General features: G+C 63.0%; 15 protein-coding genes. 4 read left to right on the top strand and 11 right to left on the bottom strand.

Features of this window, described 5'->3' with window-relative positions:
* Positions 1–16: 16 nt before the first annotated feature.
* Positions 17–685 carry a polysaccharide lyase family 7 protein gene (locus QMK50_RS12045; RefSeq protein WP_320333180.1) on the bottom strand — a complete coding sequence of 223 codons (669 nt, stop codon included), beginning with the start codon at positions 683–685 and terminating at the stop codon, positions 17–19.
* A gap of 327 nt (positions 686–1012) precedes the next feature.
* On the opposite strand from QMK50_RS12045, the gene QMK50_RS12040 reads away from it, so the two are divergent.
* The 3 genes from QMK50_RS12040 to QMK50_RS12030 are packed head-to-tail and all read left to right on the top strand — an operon-like array spanning position 1013 to position 3991.
* A complete protein-coding gene (locus QMK50_RS12040) occupies positions 1013–3136 on the top strand; it encodes a putative bifunctional diguanylate cyclase/phosphodiesterase (RefSeq protein WP_320333179.1) in 2124 nt (707 codons plus the stop codon).
* Positions 3137–3179: 43 nt separating this feature from the next.
* Positions 3180–3671, top strand: a complete 492-nt coding sequence (locus QMK50_RS12035) for a M48 family metallopeptidase (protein ID WP_320333178.1) — start codon at positions 3180–3182, stop codon at positions 3669–3671.
* Positions 3672–3694: 23 nt separating this feature from the next.
* Positions 3695–3991, top strand: coding sequence for a winged helix-turn-helix domain-containing protein (locus QMK50_RS12030; RefSeq protein ID WP_095164416.1), 297 nt, complete (start codon positions 3695–3697; stop codon positions 3989–3991).
* A 64-nt stretch (positions 3992–4055) separates the two neighbouring features.
* Here the strand turns inward: QMK50_RS12030 and QMK50_RS12025 are convergent, their stop codons facing one another.
* Positions 4056–4508: a GNAT family N-acetyltransferase gene (locus QMK50_RS12025; RefSeq protein ID WP_095164414.1), complete on the bottom strand. Its 453-nt coding sequence runs from the start codon at positions 4506–4508 to the stop codon at positions 4056–4058.
* A gap of 264 nt (positions 4509–4772) precedes the next feature.
* On the opposite strand from QMK50_RS12025, the gene QMK50_RS12020 reads away from it, so the two are divergent.
* On the top strand, positions 4773–5510 hold the full coding sequence (locus tag QMK50_RS12020; protein ID WP_095164412.1) for a substrate-binding periplasmic protein: 738 nt from the start codon (positions 4773–4775) through the stop codon (positions 5508–5510).
* A gap of 158 nt (positions 5511–5668) precedes the next feature.
* On the opposite strand, the gene yccS is transcribed toward QMK50_RS12020, so the two are convergent.
* From yccS to betB, 9 genes are all read right to left on the bottom strand, one after another.
* Complete coding sequence (gene yccS, locus QMK50_RS12015) at positions 5669–7852, bottom strand: YccS family putative transporter (RefSeq protein ID WP_095164411.1); 2184 nt, start codon at positions 7850–7852, stop codon at positions 5669–5671.
* Between the two features lie 234 nt (positions 7853–8086).
* Entirely contained in the window at positions 8087–9265 is a 1179-nt protein-coding gene (locus tag QMK50_RS12010; protein ID WP_095164409.1) for an NAD(P)/FAD-dependent oxidoreductase, read from the bottom strand.
* Between the two features lie 158 nt (positions 9266–9423).
* Complete coding sequence (dbpA, locus tag QMK50_RS12005; protein WP_237235031.1) at positions 9424–10761, bottom strand: ATP-dependent RNA helicase DbpA; 1338 nt, start codon at positions 10759–10761, stop codon at positions 9424–9426.
* 105 nt (positions 10762–10866) lie between these two features.
* On the bottom strand, positions 10867–12294 hold the full coding sequence (gene mdtD / locus QMK50_RS12000) for a multidrug transporter subunit MdtD (protein WP_320333177.1): 1428 nt from the start codon (positions 12292–12294) through the stop codon (positions 10867–10869).
* A gap of 98 nt (positions 12295–12392) precedes the next feature.
* The gene (locus tag QMK50_RS11995; protein WP_320333176.1) at positions 12393–13730 is read right to left on the bottom strand and encodes a TldD/PmbA family protein; all 1338 of its coding nucleotides are present in this window, start codon (positions 13728–13730) and stop codon (positions 12393–12395) included.
* Positions 13730–15172, bottom strand: a complete 1443-nt coding sequence (locus tag QMK50_RS11990; RefSeq protein ID WP_320333175.1) for a TldD/PmbA family protein — start codon at positions 15170–15172, stop codon at positions 13730–13732. Before QMK50_RS11990 ends, QMK50_RS11995 begins: the two co-directional genes overlap by 1 nt.
* A gap of 86 nt (positions 15173–15258) precedes the next feature.
* On the bottom strand, positions 15259–15954 hold the full coding sequence (locus QMK50_RS11985; protein WP_095147478.1) for an RraA family protein: 696 nt from the start codon (positions 15952–15954) through the stop codon (positions 15259–15261).
* A gap of 230 nt (positions 15955–16184) precedes the next feature.
* A complete protein-coding gene (betA, locus tag QMK50_RS11980) occupies positions 16185–17888 on the bottom strand; it encodes a choline dehydrogenase (protein ID WP_095164400.1) in 1704 nt (567 codons plus the stop codon).
* A gap of 196 nt (positions 17889–18084) precedes the next feature.
* Complete coding sequence (gene betB / locus QMK50_RS11975; RefSeq protein WP_095164398.1) at positions 18085–19557, bottom strand: betaine-aldehyde dehydrogenase; 1473 nt, start codon at positions 19555–19557, stop codon at positions 18085–18087.
* Positions 19558–19639: the final 82 nt, after the last annotated feature.

Genomic DNA, 19639 nt, shown 5'->3' with positions numbered 1-19639 from the left:
CCCGTACCACACGCGTTTATTTGTCGTGATCGATGTCCAGCTTGCTGAAGGTCACCTTGCCGCCTTCCTGGCTGTTGCCACTGTTGTCCTGCACATAGACCCCGGCCTTGAAATACAGCGGTTTGTTGCGCCAGGTGCTGCTGATCTGGCTGTCCCACTGGGAGCCGGCGGCGCTGATCCCCAGTGCGCCGCCTGGGCTCAAGTGGATCAGGTAGGAGAAGTCGCGGTCGAGCTTGACCCCGCTGGCGATGGTGATCACCCGGCCTTCGGCATCATCCGGGCGCATCCGCACCTTGGCGACGATGTTGCCGGTGGCGGTGGTGGTTTTGTACTGGTACTCGAGTTTTACCAGCGGCTTCTGGCTGTCGTACGCGTGGATCTGGCCGATGACCAGCTTGCCCGAGCTCGGCACCTGGTTAACCGCCAGGGTGGCCCGCAACGAGTTGTCGGCGTCCGGGTAGAGCCAATTGCGCAGGGTGCCGTTACTGAAGGTTTCGCGCAGCTCGGTGCGTGGATAGATCGCGTTTTCAGTGCGGGTTCCGGTGACCGGAGCCCAGAAAAACAGGGTGCCGGTGTTGGAATGGAAATACTGGTTCTTGAAACCACTGACCAGTTTCGGGGTGTCGATGGTAGCCGGGGGAGTGCCAACGGGAACGCTGAGGTTCCAGGTTGCGAGATCGATCATCGTCAAAGAATTCCACGAGTACTGGCTGAAATGGCGCGGGGGAAGCTCTGGCCCGCCCATCTTGGGGGCGGCCTTTATAAGCCCGGGAGGGTGCTTTGTTAAGGCCCGCCTGGCGGTTAATTGGCGCCAGCTAAATGGCGACGTGCCACACGTAGCGGTCTGCGGGGCCTGCAAAGACAGTCCGTTAGTCGGGAGCCGCCTGCTTTGATGCGGTGATGGCGTGTTGATACCTACTGATTGGACAAATCCCGGTCTAAAGTGAAACACACAACGTTTGTCCGGTTTTTTCGGTAAGCCGTTTCACCCCTCCCCAGAAAGAGAAGCAGCATGGAATGCGCGCAACCCAAGCCAGGTGACGGCCGCTCGGTTCTTTTGATCGTTGATGATTACCCGGAAAACCTGGTCAGCATGCGTGCGTTGCTGCAGCGCCAGGATTGGCAGGTGATGACTGCTGCCTCGGGCCTGGAAGCCCTGAACCTGTTACTCGAACATGAGGTCGACCTGGTACTGCTGGATGTGCAGATGCCGGGCATGGATGGTTTCGAAGTAGCCCGCCTGATGCGCGGCAGCCAACGCACCCAGTTGACCCCGATCATTTTCCTGACCGCTAACGAGCAATCCCCGGACGCCGTGATCAAGGGCTATGCCCATGGCGCGGTGGACTACCTGTTCAAGCCGTTCGACCCACAGATACTCAAGCCCAAGGTCCAGGCCCTGCTTGAGCATCAGCGCAGCCGCCGGGCACTGCAGCAGTTGAGCCAGGACCTGGAGGCGGCGCGGGCCTTTAACGCCTCGGTGCTGGAGAATGCCGCTGAAGGCATCCTGGTGGTGGGCGAGGACGGGCGAGTGCGCTTTGCCAACCCGGCGATGTGCCGCTTGCTCAGTGCCAGGGTCGACGAGCTACAGGGGACAGGTTTCATCGACTTTCTGCAAAAGCCGCCGATCACCCTGTGGGCCGGTTCGGACATCCATGCCCACTACCGTCGCGGCGAAACCTGGCGCGCCCATGATGCGATGCTGCGTACCGCGTCCGGGCAGCAAGTGCCAGTGGCGCTGTCGTGTGCGCCGCTGCCGCCTGAGCAGCGGGCGATGGTGGTTACCGTGCTCGACATGTCGGTGGTCTGCCACCTGCATCAGCAACTGGAGTTCCAGGCGGTCACCGATCCGCTGACCGGCCTGCTCAACCGCCGGGGGTTCTACCAGGCTACGGAAAACCTGCTGCTGCGCGGCGAGCGCGCGGGCAGTGTCTGGGTGTTGCTGTACCTGGATCTGGATGGCTTCAAGCGGGTCAATGATTCGTTGGGGCACGACGCCGGCGATCGGGTGCTGCGCTGGGTCGCGGAACAGTTGAAGGCCTGCCTGCGCCCCTTCGATATCCTGGGGCGCATGGGCGGCGATGAGTTCACCGCGCTACTTGACCTCGAGTTCGCCGAGCAAGCGGCGAAAATGGCGGAGAAACTCATAGAGCGGGTGTCGATCTGTCAGCAGATTGACGGGCTGGACGTAGCGCTGGGCGCGAGCATCGGCATCGCCACGTATCCGGATTGCGGCGCCAGCCTCGACGACTTGCTGCGTACCGCCGATATCGCCATGTATGAGGCCAAGCGCGCGGGTCGCCAGCAGTACCGCTTCTACGACCACGACATGAATGGCCGCGCGCGGACCCGCTTGATGCTCGAGGAGAGCGTGCGTTCGGCCATCGAGCACAAGGATTTCAACCTGGTCTACCAGCCTCAGGTTTCATTGGCCGATGGACGCATACGCGGGTTCGAGGCCTTGCTGCGCTGGCAGCATCCCAGTGTCGGCGACGTTTCGCCGGGGCTGTTCTTGCCGCTGCTGGAAGAAGCGCAACTGATCAGCCGCCTCGGCAGTTGGATCTACCAGAGCAGTGCCCAGCAGCGAAAGGCCTGGGACAAGCTGTTCAGCCAAGACATGGTGCTGGCGGTCAGCCTGAGCAACACCCAGTTCTGCATGCCTAACCTGGCCACTGAGTTGCGGCTCGTGCTGGAGCGCCATCAGTTGCTACCCCGTCAATTGGAGGTGGAAATCACCGAAGAGGCCTTGCTGCATAACCCCGATGAAGCGCGCAAGCAACTGCGCCTGCTGCGCAACCTCGGGGTGCGGGTGGCGCTCGACGACTTTGGCTCGGGGCCTTGTTCGCTGACCCATCTGCGTGATGTCGAACTCGATACCTTGAAGCTGGACCGGCATCTGATCGCCAGGGTCCTGGACTCGCCGCGGGATGCCGCGCTGGTGCGAAACATCATCGAGCTGGCCAGGCAATTCGGCGTGCTGGTGATCGCCGAAGGGGTCGAATCGATTGCCCAGTATCAGTGGCTGCTGGCCAATGGTTGTCCCTTTGCCCAGGGTTGCCTGGTGGCGCGGCCATTGATGGCGGACGAAGCCAGGGACTTTGTGCAGCCGTTCGACTGGAGCGCGGCGAGCGCCTGAATTCGCTACACTGGCGATCTTTCGTGACTTTTGTTGTTGTCCCATGACCGCGCTCAAATACCTCCAGGCGTATCCCGCCGCCTTGCAACAGCAGGTGCATCAACTGATCGAGCAGGATCGGCTGGGCGCCTACCTGAGCCAACGCTACCCGGACAAGCACGCCGTGCAGAGTGACAAGGCGCTGTACAGCTATGCGCTGGAGCTCAAGCAGGAATACCTGCGCAACGCACCGGCGATCGACAAAGTGCTGTTCGACAACCGCCTGGACCTGACCCATCGTGCACTTGGCCTGCATACCGCAATCTCGCGGGTGCAGGGCGGCAAGCTCAAGGCCAAGAAAGAAATCCGCATTGCCTCTTTGTTCAAGGATGCCGCGCCGCAGTTCCTCAAGATGATCGTGGTGCATGAGCTTGCGCATTTCAAAGAGTCCGACCACAACAAGGCGTTCTACAAGTTGTGCGAACACATGCTGCCCGGTTACCGCCAGCTGGAATTCGATTTGCGGGTTTATCTGACCTGGCGGGACATGCAGTAATCATCACCAGCAGGAGTGTCTGGATGGACGTGAGCAAGACCAAGAGCAGCTTCTACCGCCGCCTGTACGTGGCGTACCTGATCGACAGCGGGCTGGCCAGCAGTGTCCCGGCACTGACCGAAGTCACCGGCATGCCCCGGCGCACGGCCCAGGACACCATTGCCGCCCTGGCGGACCTGGATGTGGTCTGTGAGTTCGAGCAGGAGGAGGGCGCGCGCAACCACGCCGGACGTTACTGCATTCGCGAGTGGGGGGCGATCGATCCGCGCTGGATCGAACAGCATCTGCGCCAGATCAAGGCGGTGTTGGGTTATCCCTGAGTGTTTGCACTGGTAGTGCTGGCGCCTTCGCTGGCCAACCAGCACCTACCCTGCGCAAAGGCCTTCAGGGCCGCCGCATGCCGATATGCGCGATGCCGTCTTCCAGGTATTGCTCACCGGCCACGGCAAACCCATAACGCCCGTAGTACCCCTGCAGATGGGCCTGGGCCGACAGGTAGATCGGAGTCTGCGGCCAGTATTTTTCGGCCTGCTTGAGCGCCTGTTCCATTAGCTCATGACCCAGCCCCTGGCCCCGGGCCTGCGGTGCAATCACCACTCGGCCGAGCACCACGTCACCGCCTTGCGAGGTGGGGTCGAGCAGGCGTAGATAGGCCACCAGTTGATCACCGTCCCAGGCCATCAAGTGGCAGGTGTCGCTGTCCAGGTCCTGGCCATCGACTTCCTGGTAGGCGCACTTCTGTTCGACCACGAACACCTGTGTACGCAACTGCAAAATGGCATAAAGCTGCTCTTTGCCCAGGTCACTGTGGTGTTTGCAAACCCATTCAACTGTCATCTTCGCGTCCTTTGAAAGTCTGGTCCTGATACTAAGCGTCTGGCTTCTGGATGTCTTGCCTGCAGGAAATTCTGTGACAAAGACCAAAATGCCATCATTCATTTCGCGCGGCTTCGTCATCTTTGTGTAATCTGTTTTGAGGCGAATCGCTGAGGCCATGCTCGGCGATTGTTATAGCCTGGGCGGTCGCCGTCAGTCGGTGTACGAGATATCGAGTTCGGCTACAAATACGCTGGGCTTCGCGCCCTCTAAGGATCCCTGGGCATGCCGCGATTGCTTCGAGCCTTCGCCTTGATTGGTCTGCTGTTGCTGAGCCAGAGCGCTGCAGCGGACAAGCTGCGGCTAGTTGCCGATGCCTGGCCGCCCTTCACTGACGCGACGTTGGTCAATGGCGGATTGGCCACCGATATCGTCAGCACCGCGCTGGCGCGGGCCGGTTATGCCAGTGATTTCCAGCAGGTGCCCTGGGCCAGGGCGTTGCTGGGTTTGGGCGAAGGGCGCTACGACGTGCTGGTGAATGCCTGGTACAACGAGGAGCGCACCGAGCTTGGGCAGTATTCGGCCGAATACCTGCTCAATCGCATCCGCTTTCTCAAGCGCAGGGATGCACCCATCGAATACAACAACCTGCAGCAGTTGCACACCTACCCGATTGCGGTTGTACGCGGTTATGCCTATTCCCCGGAGTTCGACGGCGACGCGGCCCTGCAGAAGGTCCCGGTGCACAACTTCGCCATGGCCGTGCGCATGCTGGCGGCTGACCGGGTGCAACTGACCCTGGAGGACGAGTACGTCGCCCGCTATTTCCTGGCGCGCGAATCACCCAAGGTACGTAACTCGGTGGAGTTCCTGCCCAGGCCCTTGAGCGAAAACAGCCTGCACATTCTGGTCAGCCTGAAGAACCCGGACCACGCGAAGATAGTCGCCGGGTTCGACCGGGAAATCGCCGAGATGAAGGCCGATGGCAGCTACGACCGGCTGCTCCGCCAGCATGGGATGTGAAACCCTGCGGGGGCTAGCCTGCTAGCGATGGGGCCGCCCCCCACAGTTATCGCTGGCAGGCCGCAAGCGAGTGTGGCGCGTGCAAAATTCGCGAGCACCCCAGAACCACTTTGGGAGCGGGCTTGCCCGCGATGGGGCCTCCACAGGCACCCCGACGATCAATCCTGGCGAGTATCCTTGATCAAATGCGCCGCCAGCGTCCTTAACGGCCCGAGTTGACGGCAGATCAGCGCCAGTTGGCTCTGCACCAGGCGCTGGCCTTCATCGATTTCGTCCGGCATCTGCTCAAGCTCCGCGGCCAGGGCTTCTTCGGTGTCACTGTGAATGGCGATCGGCAGTTTGCTTGCCAGGCCCTGGGCGATTTCGTCGATGCTCGCCGCCAGGCTGACGCCGGCACCTTCGATCAGGTGCTCGCGGACTTCATCCGGGAGCTGGGTCTCGCGGTGCGCGCCCAGGCCCGAGAGGTAGCTGAGCAAGGTGTGGGACAGCACCAGGAAGCGGAAGCCGACGTCCGCTTCCTTACGAAAATGCCCAGGCTCCATGAGCATGTTGGCCAGGGTGGTGGACAGGGCGGCATCGGCGTTGTGTGCATTGCGGCGAGCCAGGCGGTAGGCCAGGTCGTCGCGTTTGCCGGCGGCATACTGCTGCATGATTTGGCGCAAGTAGATGCTGTTGCAGGTCAGGGTGTTGGCCAACACCTTGTTCAGCCGACGGCCTTGCCAGTCCGGCAGGAACAGGAACACCGCCAGGCCGGCGATCAGGCTGCCGAGCAAGGTATCGAACAGGCGCGGCAGGAACAGCCCGTAGCCGTCACCGACCTGGTTGAAGCAGAACAGCACCATCACCGTGATTGCCGCCGTGGCCAGGGTGTAGCGGGTGGTGCGGTTGATAAAGAACACCACCCCGGCGGCAATCGCGAAGCACGATTGCACCAGTGGATTGGGGAACAGGTCGAACAGCGCCCAGGCCACGGTCAGGCCGATGGCGGTGCCGATGATCCGTTGCCCGAGTTTGCGTCGGGTCGCGCCGTAGTTCGGTTGGCAGACAAACAGCGTGGTGAGGATGATCCAGTAGCCCTGCGAGGGGTGGATCAAATGCACCATGGCGTAGCCGATGGTCAACGCCAGGGGCAGGCGCAGGGCATGCCGGAATAGCAGGGAGGTGGGCGTCAGCTGGGTGCGCAGGCGGACCCAGACATCCTTGAGGTTGCGCGGCGAGCGGTCGAGCAGGCTGCTGTCGGTAGCATCGGCCAGGCTGTCGGGGTTGCTGGCATCGCTGAGCAGGCGGTCGAGAGTGCCAAGGTTGGCGGCCAAGGCGCGCAAGGAGCGCAGCAGGCCGCGCCAGGCTGGATTGCTCTGGATGCGCAGGTGCTCCAGGGACGCATCGAGGTCGCTGAGGGCCTGGGCGAAGCTGGCATCGTAGACGAACGGCTGGCGCATCTGGATCGACTCGGCCAGCGCTCGGCAGGCCTTGCCTTGCTGGCGCAGCAGGCGCTGGCAGCGGAACAGCACGTCACTGTGGAAGAAGGCGTCGGCCAGGGCGTTGTAGGGGTAGTGCGAGGAGCTGGCGCGTTCGTGGATGTCCTGGGCGAGGAAGTACAGCTTCAGGTAACGGCTGACCTTCGACCCCGGCCGGCCATTGCCGACCCGGTGCAGGATGATTTCCTTGGCGGCGTTCAGGGCGGCCACCACTCGGCCGTTCTGCTGCGCCAGTTCGAGGCGCCGGGCCTCGACGTCCATCTGCCGGACGGGCTCGAACAGCGCTGACTTGAGCTTGAGGTAAAACCCCAGCTCGCGGAACAGCCGCGCCAGGCTTTGTTGCACTGGCTGGTTGGAAAACAGCGCCTGCCACAACACCGAGAGCAGGCCGTACCACGCTGCCCCGGCCACCAGCAGCAGCGGCTCGTGCCACAGATCGGTGACCGCGCCGCCGCGCTGGTCAACGCCAATCATGGTGTAGACCGAGAGAATCAAGGTTGCCGAGGCAATCGCCCCATACCGCTCGCCCAGGGCGCCGAGCATGGTCAGGCCGAAACTGGCCAGCGCCAGCGCGCACACGAAGATATAGGGGTAGGGGAATAACAGTTCGACCGAGAACGCCGCGACACTGAAACACACCAGCGTGACCGCCAGCGCATTGAGCCGGCCTTGCCAGCTGTCGTCGGTCTCGGCCAGGGCGCTGGCGATAATCCCCAGGAACAGCGGAATCAGCAGGCCCATTTCATCCTGGTACCAGCACAGCGCCATGCTGCCGGTCAGGGCGATGAACACCCGTACGCTGTAGCTGAATTTATCCAGTGCCCAAAGGCGACGCAGAGACTGACGAAACGAAGTCGATGGCATGAAGTGCGAAGGCCTTCCGGGGCAATGACGCTAAATTGAGCCAGTAATGACGCCGACGCAATGGCGCCGATCACATCTGACAGCAAAAAGTGTTCCTTCCCTGGTAAACACGCCCCCTGTAGGAGCCGAGCTTGCTCGCGATAGCGGTCTAACGGCCAACATCACTGTTGAATGTTAATCCGCTATCGCGAGCAAGCCGCAAGCGGGCACCCGCTCCTACAGGGCCGTGGGGTGTCAGACGTACTGCGCCGCCGCGTAGCCCGAAGCCCAGGCCCACTGGAAGTTGAAGCCGCCCAGGTGGCCGGTGACATCCAGCACTTCGCCGATGAAATACAGCCCCGGGCTTTTCAGCGATTCCATGGTCTTGGAGGACACTTCATGGGTGTCGACACCGCCCAGGGTGACCTCGGCAGTACGGTAGCCTTCGGTACCGGCCGGTACTAGCTGCCAGCTCGCCAGCTTGTCGGCGATCTCGGCAATTTCAGCGTGGGTGTACTGCTTCATCGGCTTGGAGACGAACCAGTTGTCAGCCAGCAGGTTGGCCATCTTCTTGGTGAAGATCTCGCCAAGCAAGGTTTTCAGCTCGCTGTTCGGCCGTTCGGCTTGCTGTTGTTGCAGCCAGGCCGGTACGTCGTGGTCAGGCATCAGGTTGATTTCAAGCGTGTCGCCGGACTGCCAGAACGAAGAAATCTGCAGGATCGCCGGACCGCTGAGGCCGCGGTGGGTGAACAGGATGTTCTCGCGGAAACTCTGCTCGTTGCAGCTCACCAGGCAGTCCACCGAGGTGCCGGACAACTCGCCGCATAGCTCCTTGAGCTGGTCGGTAATGGTGAACGGCACCAGGCCGGCGCGGGTCGGCAGCAGTTCGTGACCGAACTGGCGGGCGACCTGATAACCGAAGCCCGTGGCACCCAGGGTCGGGATCGACAGGCCGCCGGTGGCGATCACCAGGGACTCGCAAGTCAATTGGCCGAGGGTGGTGTCCAGCAGGTAGCCGCTGGCGAGTTTCTCGATGGTCTGGATCGAGGTGTCCAGGTGCAGGCTGACGCCGGCCTGGTCGCACTCGCTGAGCAGCATCTCGAGGATGTCACTGGACTTGTTATCGCAGAACAGTTGGCCGAGCTTCTTCTCGTGGTACGGCACGCCATGCTTGGCCACCATGCCAATGAAATCCCACTGGGTGTAGCGGGCCAGGGCGGATTTGCAGAAATGCGCATTCTGCGAGAGAAAATTGCTCGGTTCGGTATACATGTTGGTGAAGTTGCAGCGCCCACCGCCCGACATGAGGATTTTCTTGCCGGCCTTGTTGGCGTGGTCCAGCAACAACACCTTGCGCCCGCGCCCAGCGGCGGTCAGTGCACACATCAACCCTGCGGCGCCAGCGCCAATGATCACGACTTCGGTAGAGCGCAAAACGGTGTCCTCACACAAATTTTTAATTCACCGACAAACCAATGTGGGAGCGGGCTTGCCCGCGATGGGGCTGGCACATCCAACATTGATGTTGTCTGTCAGTCCGCTATCGCGGGCAAGCCCGCTCCCACAGGGATCTTCGTTGGGATGAAGATCGCTTACAAAATCCGCACGCGCAACGAGCGGCCCTTGATCTTGCCTTCGCTCAAGCGCTGCACAGCCTGCTTGGCGATGCTGCGGTCCACGGCCACGTAGGCCTGGAAGTCGAAGATTGCGATCTTGCCGACCTGGGCACCCGGCACGCCGGCGTCGCCGGTCAGTGCGCCGAGGATGTCGCCCGGACGAACCTTGTCCTTGCGCCCGGCACCGATGCACAGGGTGCTCATGGCCGGCAGCAGCGGACCACCGCCCTGGGAGGGCAGGTTGCTCAGTTGATCCCAGCTCAGCGGCGACTTCTGCAGCAGCTCGATGGCCTGGGCGCGGTGGGCTTCGGACGGCGCCACCAGGCTGATCGCGATACCTTTTTCACCGGCACGACCGGTACGGCCGACGCGGTGGATGTGGATTTCCGAATCCCGGGCCAGCTCGACGTTGATCACCATGTCCAGCGCATCGATGTCCAGGCCGCGGGCAGCCACATCAGTGGCGACCAGCACCGAGGTGCTGCGGTTGGCGAACATCGCCAGGACCTGGTCACGGTCACGTTGCTCCAGGTCACCGTGCAGGCCGACGGCAGAGATGCCCTTGGCGGTCAGGTGGTCGACGGTTTCCTGCACTTGCTGCTTGGTGAAGCAGAAGGCCACGGTGGACTGCGGACGGTAGTGCGCAAGCACCTTGACCACGGCGTCCATGCGCTCTTCCGGGGAAATCTCGAAGAAGCGCTGTTCGATCTGGCTGTCGTCGTGGAACGCCTCGGCCTTCACTTGCTGCGGGTTGCGCATGAACTTGGCGGCCAGTTGCTTGATGCCCACTGGGTACGTGGCGGAGAACAGCAGGGTCTGGCGGCGCTCCGGGCTCTGGGCAATGATTTCTTCGATGGAATCGTAGAAACCCATGTCGAGCATGCGGTCGGCTTCGTCGAGGATCAGCGTGTTCAGGCCGTGCAGGACCAGCGAACCCTTGCGCAGGTGTTGCTGGATGCGGCCCGGGGTGCCGACGATGATGTGCGCGCCGTGCTCCAGGGAGCCGATCTGCGGGCCGAATGACACGCCGCCACACAGGGTCAGGACCTTGATGTTGTCTTCGGCACGGGCCAGGCGACGGATTTCCTTGGCAACCTGGTCGGCCAGTTCGCGGGTCGGGCAGATGACCAGCGCCTGGCAACCGAAGAAGCGCGGATTGATCGGGTTCAGCAGGCCGATACCAAAGGCGGCGGTCTTGCCGCTGCCGGTCTTGGCCTGGGCGATCAGATCCATCCCCTTGAGGATCACCGGCAAGCTTTGCGCCTGGATCGGCGTCATCTCGGCATAACCCAAAGAGTCGAGGTTAGCCAGCATGGCGGCGGACAGCGGCAAAGTATTAAAAGCGGTGGCGATGGTGGTCACGGGACTGGCCTGCAAAACAAAATGTCGCGCAGTGTACCAGCCCGGTGGCCATTCGCCCTAAGGTTCGATGTGCTGTTCCGGACGTTTGACGCGCCGTCCGTCTTCTCTGGACAGCTGGGAGAAGATCGTCGCGGCCAGCATCGCCATGATGCCCACGGTGACAAAGGTCATCTGGAATGCCCCGAGAATGGTCTCCACGCCATCGTTGCCGACCTCGGCGGTAAAGCCGCCAAGCAACGCACCGGCACAGGCTACCCCAAGGCTCAGGGACAGTTGCGCGACCACCGACAGCAGGCTGTTGCCGCTGCTGGCGCTGGCGTCGTCGAGGTCGATCAGGGTCACGGTGTTCATCGCGGTGAACTGCAGGGAGTTGATTGCCCCGAGAACTCCCAGGTGCACCAGCAACAGCCAATATGGCGTCTGCTCGCTGACCAGACCCATGCTTGCCAGCATGATCCCCAGCGCCAGGGTGTTGCCGGTGAGCACGATGCGGTAGCCAAAACGCTCGATCAACGGTCGCGCTACCGACTTGGCAAGCATCGCGGCCGCGGCCAGCGGCAACATGCTCATCCCGGCCTGGGAGGGCGAATAACCCAGCGCCACTTGCAGCAGCAACGGCACCAGGAACGGCAATGCACCGCTGCCCAGGCGGGCGAACAGGTTGCCCAGGATGCCCACCGCAAAGGTCCGGGTCTTGAACAGCGACGGCGCGAACAGCGGATTGTCGATGTGTCCGGCCCGCAGCCAGTAGGCCGCCAGGCAGGCCATGCCACCAAACAGCAGCAACATCACCCGCAGGTGCGGCAGGTGCAGTTCGCCCAGACCTTCCATGGCGATGGTAATCAGCACCATGGCCGCGCCGAACAGCACGAAGCCCAGGCCATCGAAGCGCGTGCGCTCACTGCCCCGCAGGTCGGGGATGAACTTCCAGACGGCGTAGCAACCGACCAGTCCCACGGGCAGGTTGATCAGGAAGATCCAGTGCCAGGTCAGGTACTGCACCATCCAGCCGCCCATGGTAGGCCCGATCAGCGGGCCGAGCAGACCGGGAATGGTGATGAACCCCATGATCCGCACCAGCTCCGAACGCGGGTAGGCGCGCAGCACCACCAGGCGCCCGACCGGCAGCATCAAGGCGCCGCCCAGGCCTTGGATCACTCGGGCGCCGATCAGCATGCTCAGGGTCTCCGACATCGCGCAGAGCAGGGAGCCAAAGCTGAACAGCAGGATCGCACCGAAGAAGATTTTCTTGGTGCCGAAGCGGTCGGCTATCCACCCCGAAGCGGGAATCAGCAATGCCACGGTGAGCATGTAGGCAATGATCACCCCCTGCATGCGCAATGGGTCTTCGGCCAGGTCGCGGGCCATGGCGGGCAGGGCGGTGTTGAGGATGGTCCCGTCGAGGGACTGCATGAAAAACGCAATCGCCACCACCCAGGGAATCCAGCGGGCGGTGGTGGCGTCCAGGTCAGGGCGATTGGGCATGGGACCTCTAGGCATTATTTGATGACATCAGCCGCAGAGCGATGGAACCCCTGTCGCGGCTGGCGAACGCAGGCTTCGCCAGCTGCTACGGATTGTGTTTACAGGGTCAGGGTCAAGCGGCTGACCAGCGCGCCTGGCAGCAACGCCGATGCCGTGGCGCGCTGGTCGTAGGTGCTGGCCGACAGAATCAGCTCGCGCTCCTGGGTCAGCGCTTCCAGTTGCGAGCCCAGCAGGCTGTAGGCGCTGTCGTCGAAACGCATGGTGCTGACCGGTGCCTGGATCTCGCCGTTCTCGACCCAGAAGGTGGCGAAACGGGTCATGCCCGTCAGGCGCGCGGCCGGCTGGTCCGAGTAGTTCAGGTACCACAGGTTGCTGATGTACAGGCCGGTGCCCAGTTGCTTGAGAATCTCGGCTTCGGGCAAGGTGCCGGCGGCCATGTTCAGGGCGCTGGGCGACTCTCCGCCGCCGGCACCGTTGGCGGTCAGGCCATACTCGGCAGCGCTGCGCGAGCTCACCAGTTGTTCACCTGCCGCGCCGGCGACAATCAGGGCCAGGTCGCTGCGTGGGTAGCCCTCGCCGGAAAATGCCGGGCTCAGGGAACCGCTGACTTTCTCCGCAAGATCCAGCAGCGGGCTGAAGTGCTGGTCGCCGCCGTAGAGTTTTTGCAACGGACTGCTTTTGCTGGCAATCGACTGCGCCGAGAACCCACCCCAGCAGAGCATGCCGAGAATCTCGTCGAGCGCGGCGGGTGCCAGGTAGGCCCGGTATTGCCCGGGTGCCAGGGTATGCAGGGGGCGGCCCAGAAACTCCAGTTGCTCGCGCGCCTGTTCGAAGCGCTTGGCAAAACCGGCATCGCTCCAGTCGTGCCCAGCGTAGCTGGCCTTTACCGCCTGGCCGTTGGCGTGGAACAGGCTGAAATCGAAGTTGAAGCTGTTGGCCTGGTGCCAACCGAAAGCCCCAGCCGAGCTGGCGAAACCCCGGCTGATGGGACCGGCGGCATAAAAACCGACCAGGTCCAGGCCTTCGGCCGCGCGGGCGATCTGTTCCACCACCTGGGCGGTGTCTGGCAGCGGATGCTCCTGCACTTGCTTGCTCTGCCAGCCATTGTGGTTGAGCAGCAGGTACGGGTCCGGTGGCAGCAAGGGCAGGGTCTCGCGCAATTGCTGCAGGCCCTCGGCCAGACGCTGCTGGTCGACTTGCGGGTCGCCGGCCAGGGTGATGTTGAGGTCGGCATGCCGGCCCTCGTCGATCAGCTTGAAGCCCAGGCTGGCCTGTTGCACCTCTCCGGCCTGGCGCACCTTGGCGTGGTTGAAGCGTACGAACGCCGAGGATTCGGCGGCATAGCTCAAGGTGAATTGCTCCGACTCGCGCAGGGCGCTGCGCAGCCACGACACCAGGGCCTTGAACTGTTCGACCTGACTCAATGCACTGCTCATCAGGCATCTCCCCCAAACACATCAATGTTGCTGAATACGCAGGCCGGCGAGGCATGACCCACGCGGATCACCTGGTTCGGTTCGCCTTTGCCACAGTTCGGCGTGCCCAGCACCTTGAGCGTACTGCGGTCGCCTACGGCACTGAGGTTGTTCCAGAACTGCGCGCTGATGCCCCGGTAGTTGGGATTCTTCACCACGCCCTTGAGTTCGCCGTTCTCGATCAGTTGGCCCCACTCGCAGCCGAACTGGAACTTGTTGCGCGCATCGTCGATGGACCAGGAGCGGTTGGTCGACATCAGCACGCCGTGTTCGATGCCGCCAATCAGTTGTTCCAGGGACTGCTCGCCCGGCTCGATGTTGAGGTTGGCCATGCGGTCGATCGGCGGCCGGTTCCAGCCGCAGGCGCGGCTGTTGGCGACGCCGTCGAGACCGGCGCGAAACTGCGACAGCGCACCGCCCAACGGACGCTCCAGCCGGCCCTCGCGGATCAGGAACTGCTTGCTGGCGGCAGTACCGTCGTCGTCATGGCCGTAGCTGGCGAGCTCTTCGGGAATGTCCGGGTCGAAGGTCACGTTGAGCAGCCTGGAACCATATTGCAGGTGGCCGAAGTCGCTGGCCTTGACGAAGCTGGTGCCGGCGTAATTGCGCTCGTCACCGAGGATGCGGTCCAGTTCCAGCGGGTGGCCGATGGATTCGTGAATCTGCAGCATCATCTGGTCGGGCATCAGCAGCAGGTCGCGCGGGCCTTGCGGGGTGTTGGGGGCGAGCAGCAGTTGCAGGGCCTGGTCGGCGACCAGGGGGCCGGCGCCGATCAGCCCGCAACGACTGATGACGTCGGCGCTGCCTTGCTGGCCGAAGTTCTCGCGGCCCAGGCTGCGGGTCTGGCTGTCATTGCCGTCGTAGGCGGTGACGTCCAGGCCTGGGTAGACAAAACGTTGCGCCTGGCGCAGTTCGGCGCCGGCACTGTTGAGGTAAATCTGTTCGACATGATTGATGCCGATGCTGACCTGCCAGTTCACCAGGCGGTCGTCCTTGGGCACGGCGGCGGATTCAGCGCCGAGCAGTTGGTAGCACTCGCTGAGGGACGGGAAGGGCTGTTGCAGATCCGGTGACAGGTAGTCGCCACGTTCGCTGGAGACGGCGTGCCGGCGCAGATCGAGCAGGGCGTGGGCAGCGAGCGCGCGGGCCTGTTGTTCGGCGCGGTCGAGGGCGGCCTGCAGGCCGGCGGGCGACAGGTCGTTGGTCGCGGCATAGGCTTCGACGCCATTGACCCGGGCGGTCAGCATCGCGCCTTCGTCGCGGCTCAGGTGAGGTGGCTCGGCGACGTTCTTGCGTACCGACAGGTACTGGCCAGACTCGCGCACGTAGCGCAGCGAAAAAAATTCAGCGCCGGTGCGCAGGGCAGCGAAGCGCTGCTTGAGCTGGGGGTGGAAATCGAACATGCACGAACCTCCTTGTGGGTTGGATCACAGGTTTGTGATCCAACCTCGAACCTGTGGGAGCGAGCTTGCTCGCGATGCTTTTGGCGTCAGACCGGGCAACCCTTGGCGCGCAGGATGGCGTCGAAACGATCCGGGTCCAGGGTGCCGGCTTCGATAGCGGCAAGCGTAGCCTGTTCGCGGGCCAGCAGGTCGTGGCAACGCACCAACAGTTCCGGCAATTCGGCGCGGGCAGCGGCGACGACGCCGTCACCGTCGCCGATCATCAGGTCGCCAGGTGCTACCAGCATGCCGGCGCAGGAGATCGGTACGTTGATCTCGCCACCACCGTCGGTGCTCGGGCCCCGGTGCACGCCACCGATGGCATAGGCCGGCAGCTCGCCGGTCTGCCATTCGTCGAGGTCGCGCAGGGCGCCGTTGATCACCACGCCGACGATACCGGCCTTGAGCGCCATGGCGCGCATGATGCCGCCGAACACGGCGCGGGTCAGGTCGGCGCTGCCGTCGATCACCAGTACGTCACCGGGACGGGCCATCTGCATGGCCTTGAGGATCATCAGGTTGTCGCCGGGGCGTACGCGCACAGTCAGGGCACTGCCGAGCATCGGTGCATTGCCATGGAAGGCCTTGAGCCCCAGGCCTCCGACGTTGCGTCCCAGGCAGTCACTGACTGCGGCGGCGGGGATCTTGCTGAACTCGGTCAGCCATTTTGGATCGAGGGGTTCTACGTTGGGATTGATCAGATAGCCGGTGGGCCATTTGCTCGAAGACACGACATCAAACATGAGTAAGCCTCGTGGCCAGCCAGGTGGCGGCTTGTCGGTGGGGCGGGGGGTGAAACGTTTGCGCGGTGCCTAGAGTAGGCCGGCGCGGGGGGTGGGGGCAAGGGTGGTATAGGTGCGGGAGGGAGGGGTGTGGCGTCTAGTCGGACGCCATCGCGGGCAAGCCCGCTCCCACAAGAGACCTCATTCTCCTGTGGGAGCGGGCTTGCCCGCGATGCGCCGAAGGCGCCGGGTTATTGCGCGGTCCGGCTCACTTCCCGCAGGGGCTTGCCACGTACCGGGGCTTCGCCCGCGACGTAGTACTTGGCCTGGCTGCGTGGCAACGGCTGGCGACCGCGGATCTTGTCGGCGATTTTCTCGGCGATCATGATCGTTGGTGCGTTCAGGTTGCCGGTGGTGATCAGCGGCATGATCGAGGCATCGACAACACGCAGGCCCTGCATCCCGTGGACGCGGCCTTCACCATCGACCACTGCCATCTCGTCGGTGCCCATCTTGCACGAGCAGGACGGGTGGAACGCGGTTTCGGCGTGTTCGCGGATGAAGGTGTCCAGTTGCTCGTCGGTTTGCACCTCGATGCCCGGGCTCAGCTCGCGACCACGGAACGCGTCCAGAGCCGGTTGTTGCATGATTTCCCGGGTCAGGCGGATGCCGTCACGGAATTCCTGCCAGTCCTGCTCGCTGGCCATATAGTTGAACAGGATGCTCGGGTGCTGGCGTGGGTCCTTGGACTTGACCTGGATCCGCCCGCGGCTTGGTGAACGCATGGAGCCCATGTGTGCCTGGAAACCGTGCTCTTTCACCCCGTTGCTGCCGTTGTAGTTAATCGCCACCGGCAGGAAGTGGTACTGGATGTTCGGCCACTCGAAGTCAGGACGGGTGCGGATGAAACCGCCGGCTTCGAACTGGTTGCTGGCGCCGATCCCGGTGCCGTTGAACAGCCACTCGGCACCGATGGCCGGTTGGTTGTACCAGAGCAGCGAGGGGTACAGGGACACCGGCTGGGTGCAGGCGTATTGCAGGTACAGCTCAAGGTGATCCTGCAGGTTCTCGCCCACGCCCGGCAGGTCGTGAACTACTGGGATGTCCAGGCTTTCCAGGAGTTGGGCCGGGCCGACGCCGGAACGTTGCAGCAGTTGCGGGGACGCAATCGCGCCGCTGCACACCAGCACTTCCTTGCGGGCACGGGCTTCAACCCGCTCTTCGGCGCTGCCGACCAGGTAACGCACGCCGACCGCACGCTTGCCTTCAAACAGAATCTTGTCGGTCAGGGCGTGGGTGACGATGTTCAGGGTCGAACGCTTTTTGGCGGTGTCCAGGTAGCCGCGAGCGGTGCTGGCGCGACGGCCTTTAGGCGTGACGGTACGGTCCATCGGACCGAAACCTTCTTGCTGATAGCCGTTGAGGTCTTCAGTGCGCGGGTAACCGGCCTGTACGCCTGCTTCAACCATCGCGTGGAACAGCGGGTTGTTGCCGGCTTTAGGCGTGGTCACGCTGACCGGGCCTTCGCCACCGTGGTAGTCGTTCGCGCCGATGTCGCGGGTTTCCGCCTTGCGGAAATACGGCAAGCAGTCCAGGTAGGTCCAGTCTTCCAGGCCAGGGATCTTGGCCCAGCCGTCGTAGTCCATGGCGTTGCCACGGATGTAGCACATGCCGTTGATCAGGGACGAGCCACCCAGGCCCTTGCCGCGACCGCATTCCATCCGGCGACCGTCCATGTGTGGCTCTGGATCGGTTTCGTAGGCCCAGTTGTAGCGTCGGCCTTGCAGCGGAAACGCCAGGGCTGCGGGCATTTGTGTGCGGAAGTCAAAACGATAGTCCGGGCCGCCGGCTTCCAGCAGCAGGACGGTGACGCCTTCGTCTTCGGTCAGACGGGTCGCCAGGGTGTTACCGGCGGAGCCGGCACCCACAATGATGTAGTCGTATTCTTGGGACATTGGATGCACCCTCTTTAAAGTTGGTTCAGGTCAGGCCTCGGCGAGTGCTGCGCACTCGAATCGCTGGCAAGCCAGCTCCCACAAGGATTGGGGGCTGCCACAGATTTGATGGGCGACTCCAAACCTGTGGGAGCGGCGGTGCGACGATTCGACTTGCCCGCGAAGAGGCCCTCGCGGGCAATGCAAGACTCGGGTCTTAGAACACCGAGGCGTAATCGCCCAGTTCGACCTGTACCGATTTGATGCGTGTGAAGTTGTTCAGCGAGCTGATGCCGTTCTCACGGCCCACGCCCGACTGCTTGTAGCCACCGACCGGCATCTTGGCGTCGGATTCGCCCCAGGCGTTGATCCAGCAGATACCGGCTTCGAGCTGATGAATCACGCGGTGGGCGCGGTTCAGGTCCTTGGTGACGATACCGGCGGCCAGGCCGAAGTCGGTGTCGTTGGCACGACGGATCACTTCTTCTTCGGTTTCGTAAGTGAGGATGCTCATCACCGGGCCGAAGATTTCTTCACGCACGATGGTCATCTCGTCGGTGCAGTCAGTGAACACGGTCGGTGCCACGAACGCGCCCTTGGCGAATTCGCCTTCGGTCAGGCGGTTGCCGCCGCACAGTACGCGGGCGCCTTCTTCCTTGCCCTTGGCGATGTAGCCCAGCACGCTTTCCATGTGGGCGAAGCTGACCAGCGGGCCGAAGTTGGTGTTCTCGTCTTGCGGGTCGCCCACACGGATGCGCGCAACACGCTCGGCGATCTTGGCTTCAAAAGCGGCTTTCAGGTGGCTCGGCACGAATACGCGGGTGCCGTTGGTGCAGACCTGACCGGAGCTGTAGAAGTTGGCCATCATGGCGGTGTCGGCGGCGCGATCGAGGTCGGCGTCGTCGAAGATGATCAGCGGGGACTTGCCGCCCAGTTCCATGGTCACGTCCTTGAGCGAGGAGCTCGAAGCGCTGGCCATGACTTTCTTGCCGGTGTCGGTGCCGCCAGTGAAGGAGATCTTCTCGATGCGCGGGTGCTCGGTCAGCCAGGTGCCGACTTCACGGCCGCTGCCGGTCAGGACGTTGAACACGCCATCTGGAACGCCGGCTTCGGTGTAGATCTCGGCCAGTTTCAGGGTGGTCAGGGACGTCACTTCACTCGGCTTGAAGATCATCGCGTTGCCCGCCGCCAGGGCCGGGGCGGATTTCCACAGGGCGATCTGGATCGGGTAGTTCCACGCGCCGATGCCGGCCACGACGCCCAGCGGCTCGCGACGGGTGTAGACGAACGAAGTGGTGCGCAGCGGGATCTGCTCGCCTTCGATGGCGGGCACCAGGCCGGCGTAGTATTCCAGCACGTCAGCACCGGTGACGATGTCGACGTAGCGGGTTTCGGAGTACGACTTGCCGGTGTCCAGGGTTTCCAGGGCGGCCAGTTCGTCGTTGCGCTCACGCAGGATGTCGACGGCGCGGCGCAGGATGCGCGAACGCTCCATGGCGGTCATCGCGGCCCAGATCTTCTGGCCTTTTTCGGCGCTGACAACGGCGCGTTCAACGTCGTCGAAAGTGGCACGTTGCACGTTGGCGAGAACTTCACCGTTAGCCGGGTTGATGGCTTCGAAGGTGGCGTCGCTGCCAGCGTCGGTGTAGCCGCCGTCGATGTAGAGTTTTTGCAGTTCGAAACGGGCCATAAAGTCCTCGCAAGTGCATAAGTGGTTGGCGTTGGTCGCAACGGTGCTGCCTTATTGATGTGGCATCACCGATCCGCGACAG

Source organism: Pseudomonas sp. P5_152, assembly GCF_033989915.1.
Classification (GTDB): Bacteria; Pseudomonadota; Gammaproteobacteria; order Pseudomonadales; family Pseudomonadaceae; genus Aquipseudomonas.
The sequence above is the reverse complement of the archived record's forward strand: the minus strand, read 5'-3'. Positions and strand labels throughout refer to the sequence as shown.

Excerpts from the sequence above, each read along its gene's own strand:
- betB (WP_095164398.1), bottom strand. The coding sequence starts at position 19,557 with ATGGCCCGTTTCGAACTGCAAAAACTCTACATCGACGGCGGCTACACC.
- dbpA (WP_237235031.1), bottom strand. The coding sequence starts at position 10,761 with ATGCTGGCTAACCTCGACTCTTTGGGTTATGCCGAGATGACGCCGATC.
- QMK50_RS11990 (WP_320333175.1), bottom strand. The coding sequence starts at position 15,172 with ATGTTCGATTTCCACCCCCAGCTCAAGCAGCGCTTCGCTGCCCTGCGC.
- QMK50_RS12035 (WP_320333178.1), top strand. The coding sequence starts at position 3,180 with ATGACCGCGCTCAAATACCTCCAGGCGTATCCCGCCGCCTTGCAACAG.
- QMK50_RS11985 (WP_095147478.1), bottom strand. The coding sequence starts at position 15,954 with ATGTTTGATGTCGTGTCTTCGAGCAAATGGCCCACCGGCTATCTGATC.
- QMK50_RS12030 (WP_095164416.1), top strand. The coding sequence starts at position 3,695 with ATGGACGTGAGCAAGACCAAGAGCAGCTTCTACCGCCGCCTGTACGTG.
- QMK50_RS12020 (WP_095164412.1), top strand. The coding sequence starts at position 4,773 with ATGCCGCGATTGCTTCGAGCCTTCGCCTTGATTGGTCTGCTGTTGCTG.
- QMK50_RS12040 (WP_320333179.1), top strand. The coding sequence starts at position 1,013 with ATGGAATGCGCGCAACCCAAGCCAGGTGACGGCCGCTCGGTTCTTTTG.
- yccS (WP_095164411.1), bottom strand. The coding sequence starts at position 7,852 with ATGCCATCGACTTCGTTTCGTCAGTCTCTGCGTCGCCTTTGGGCACTG.
- QMK50_RS12025 (WP_095164414.1), bottom strand. The coding sequence starts at position 4,508 with ATGACAGTTGAATGGGTTTGCAAACACCACAGTGACCTGGGCAAAGAG.
- betA (WP_095164400.1), bottom strand. The coding sequence starts at position 17,888 with ATGTCCCAAGAATACGACTACATCATTGTGGGTGCCGGCTCCGCCGGT.
- QMK50_RS11995 (WP_320333176.1), bottom strand. The coding sequence starts at position 13,730 with ATGAGCAGTGCATTGAGTCAGGTCGAACAGTTCAAGGCCCTGGTGTCG.
- QMK50_RS12045 (WP_320333180.1), bottom strand. The coding sequence starts at position 685 with ATGATCGATCTCGCAACCTGGAACCTCAGCGTTCCCGTTGGCACTCCC.
- mdtD (WP_320333177.1), bottom strand. The coding sequence starts at position 12,294 with ATGCCCAATCGCCCTGACCTGGACGCCACCACCGCCCGCTGGATTCCC.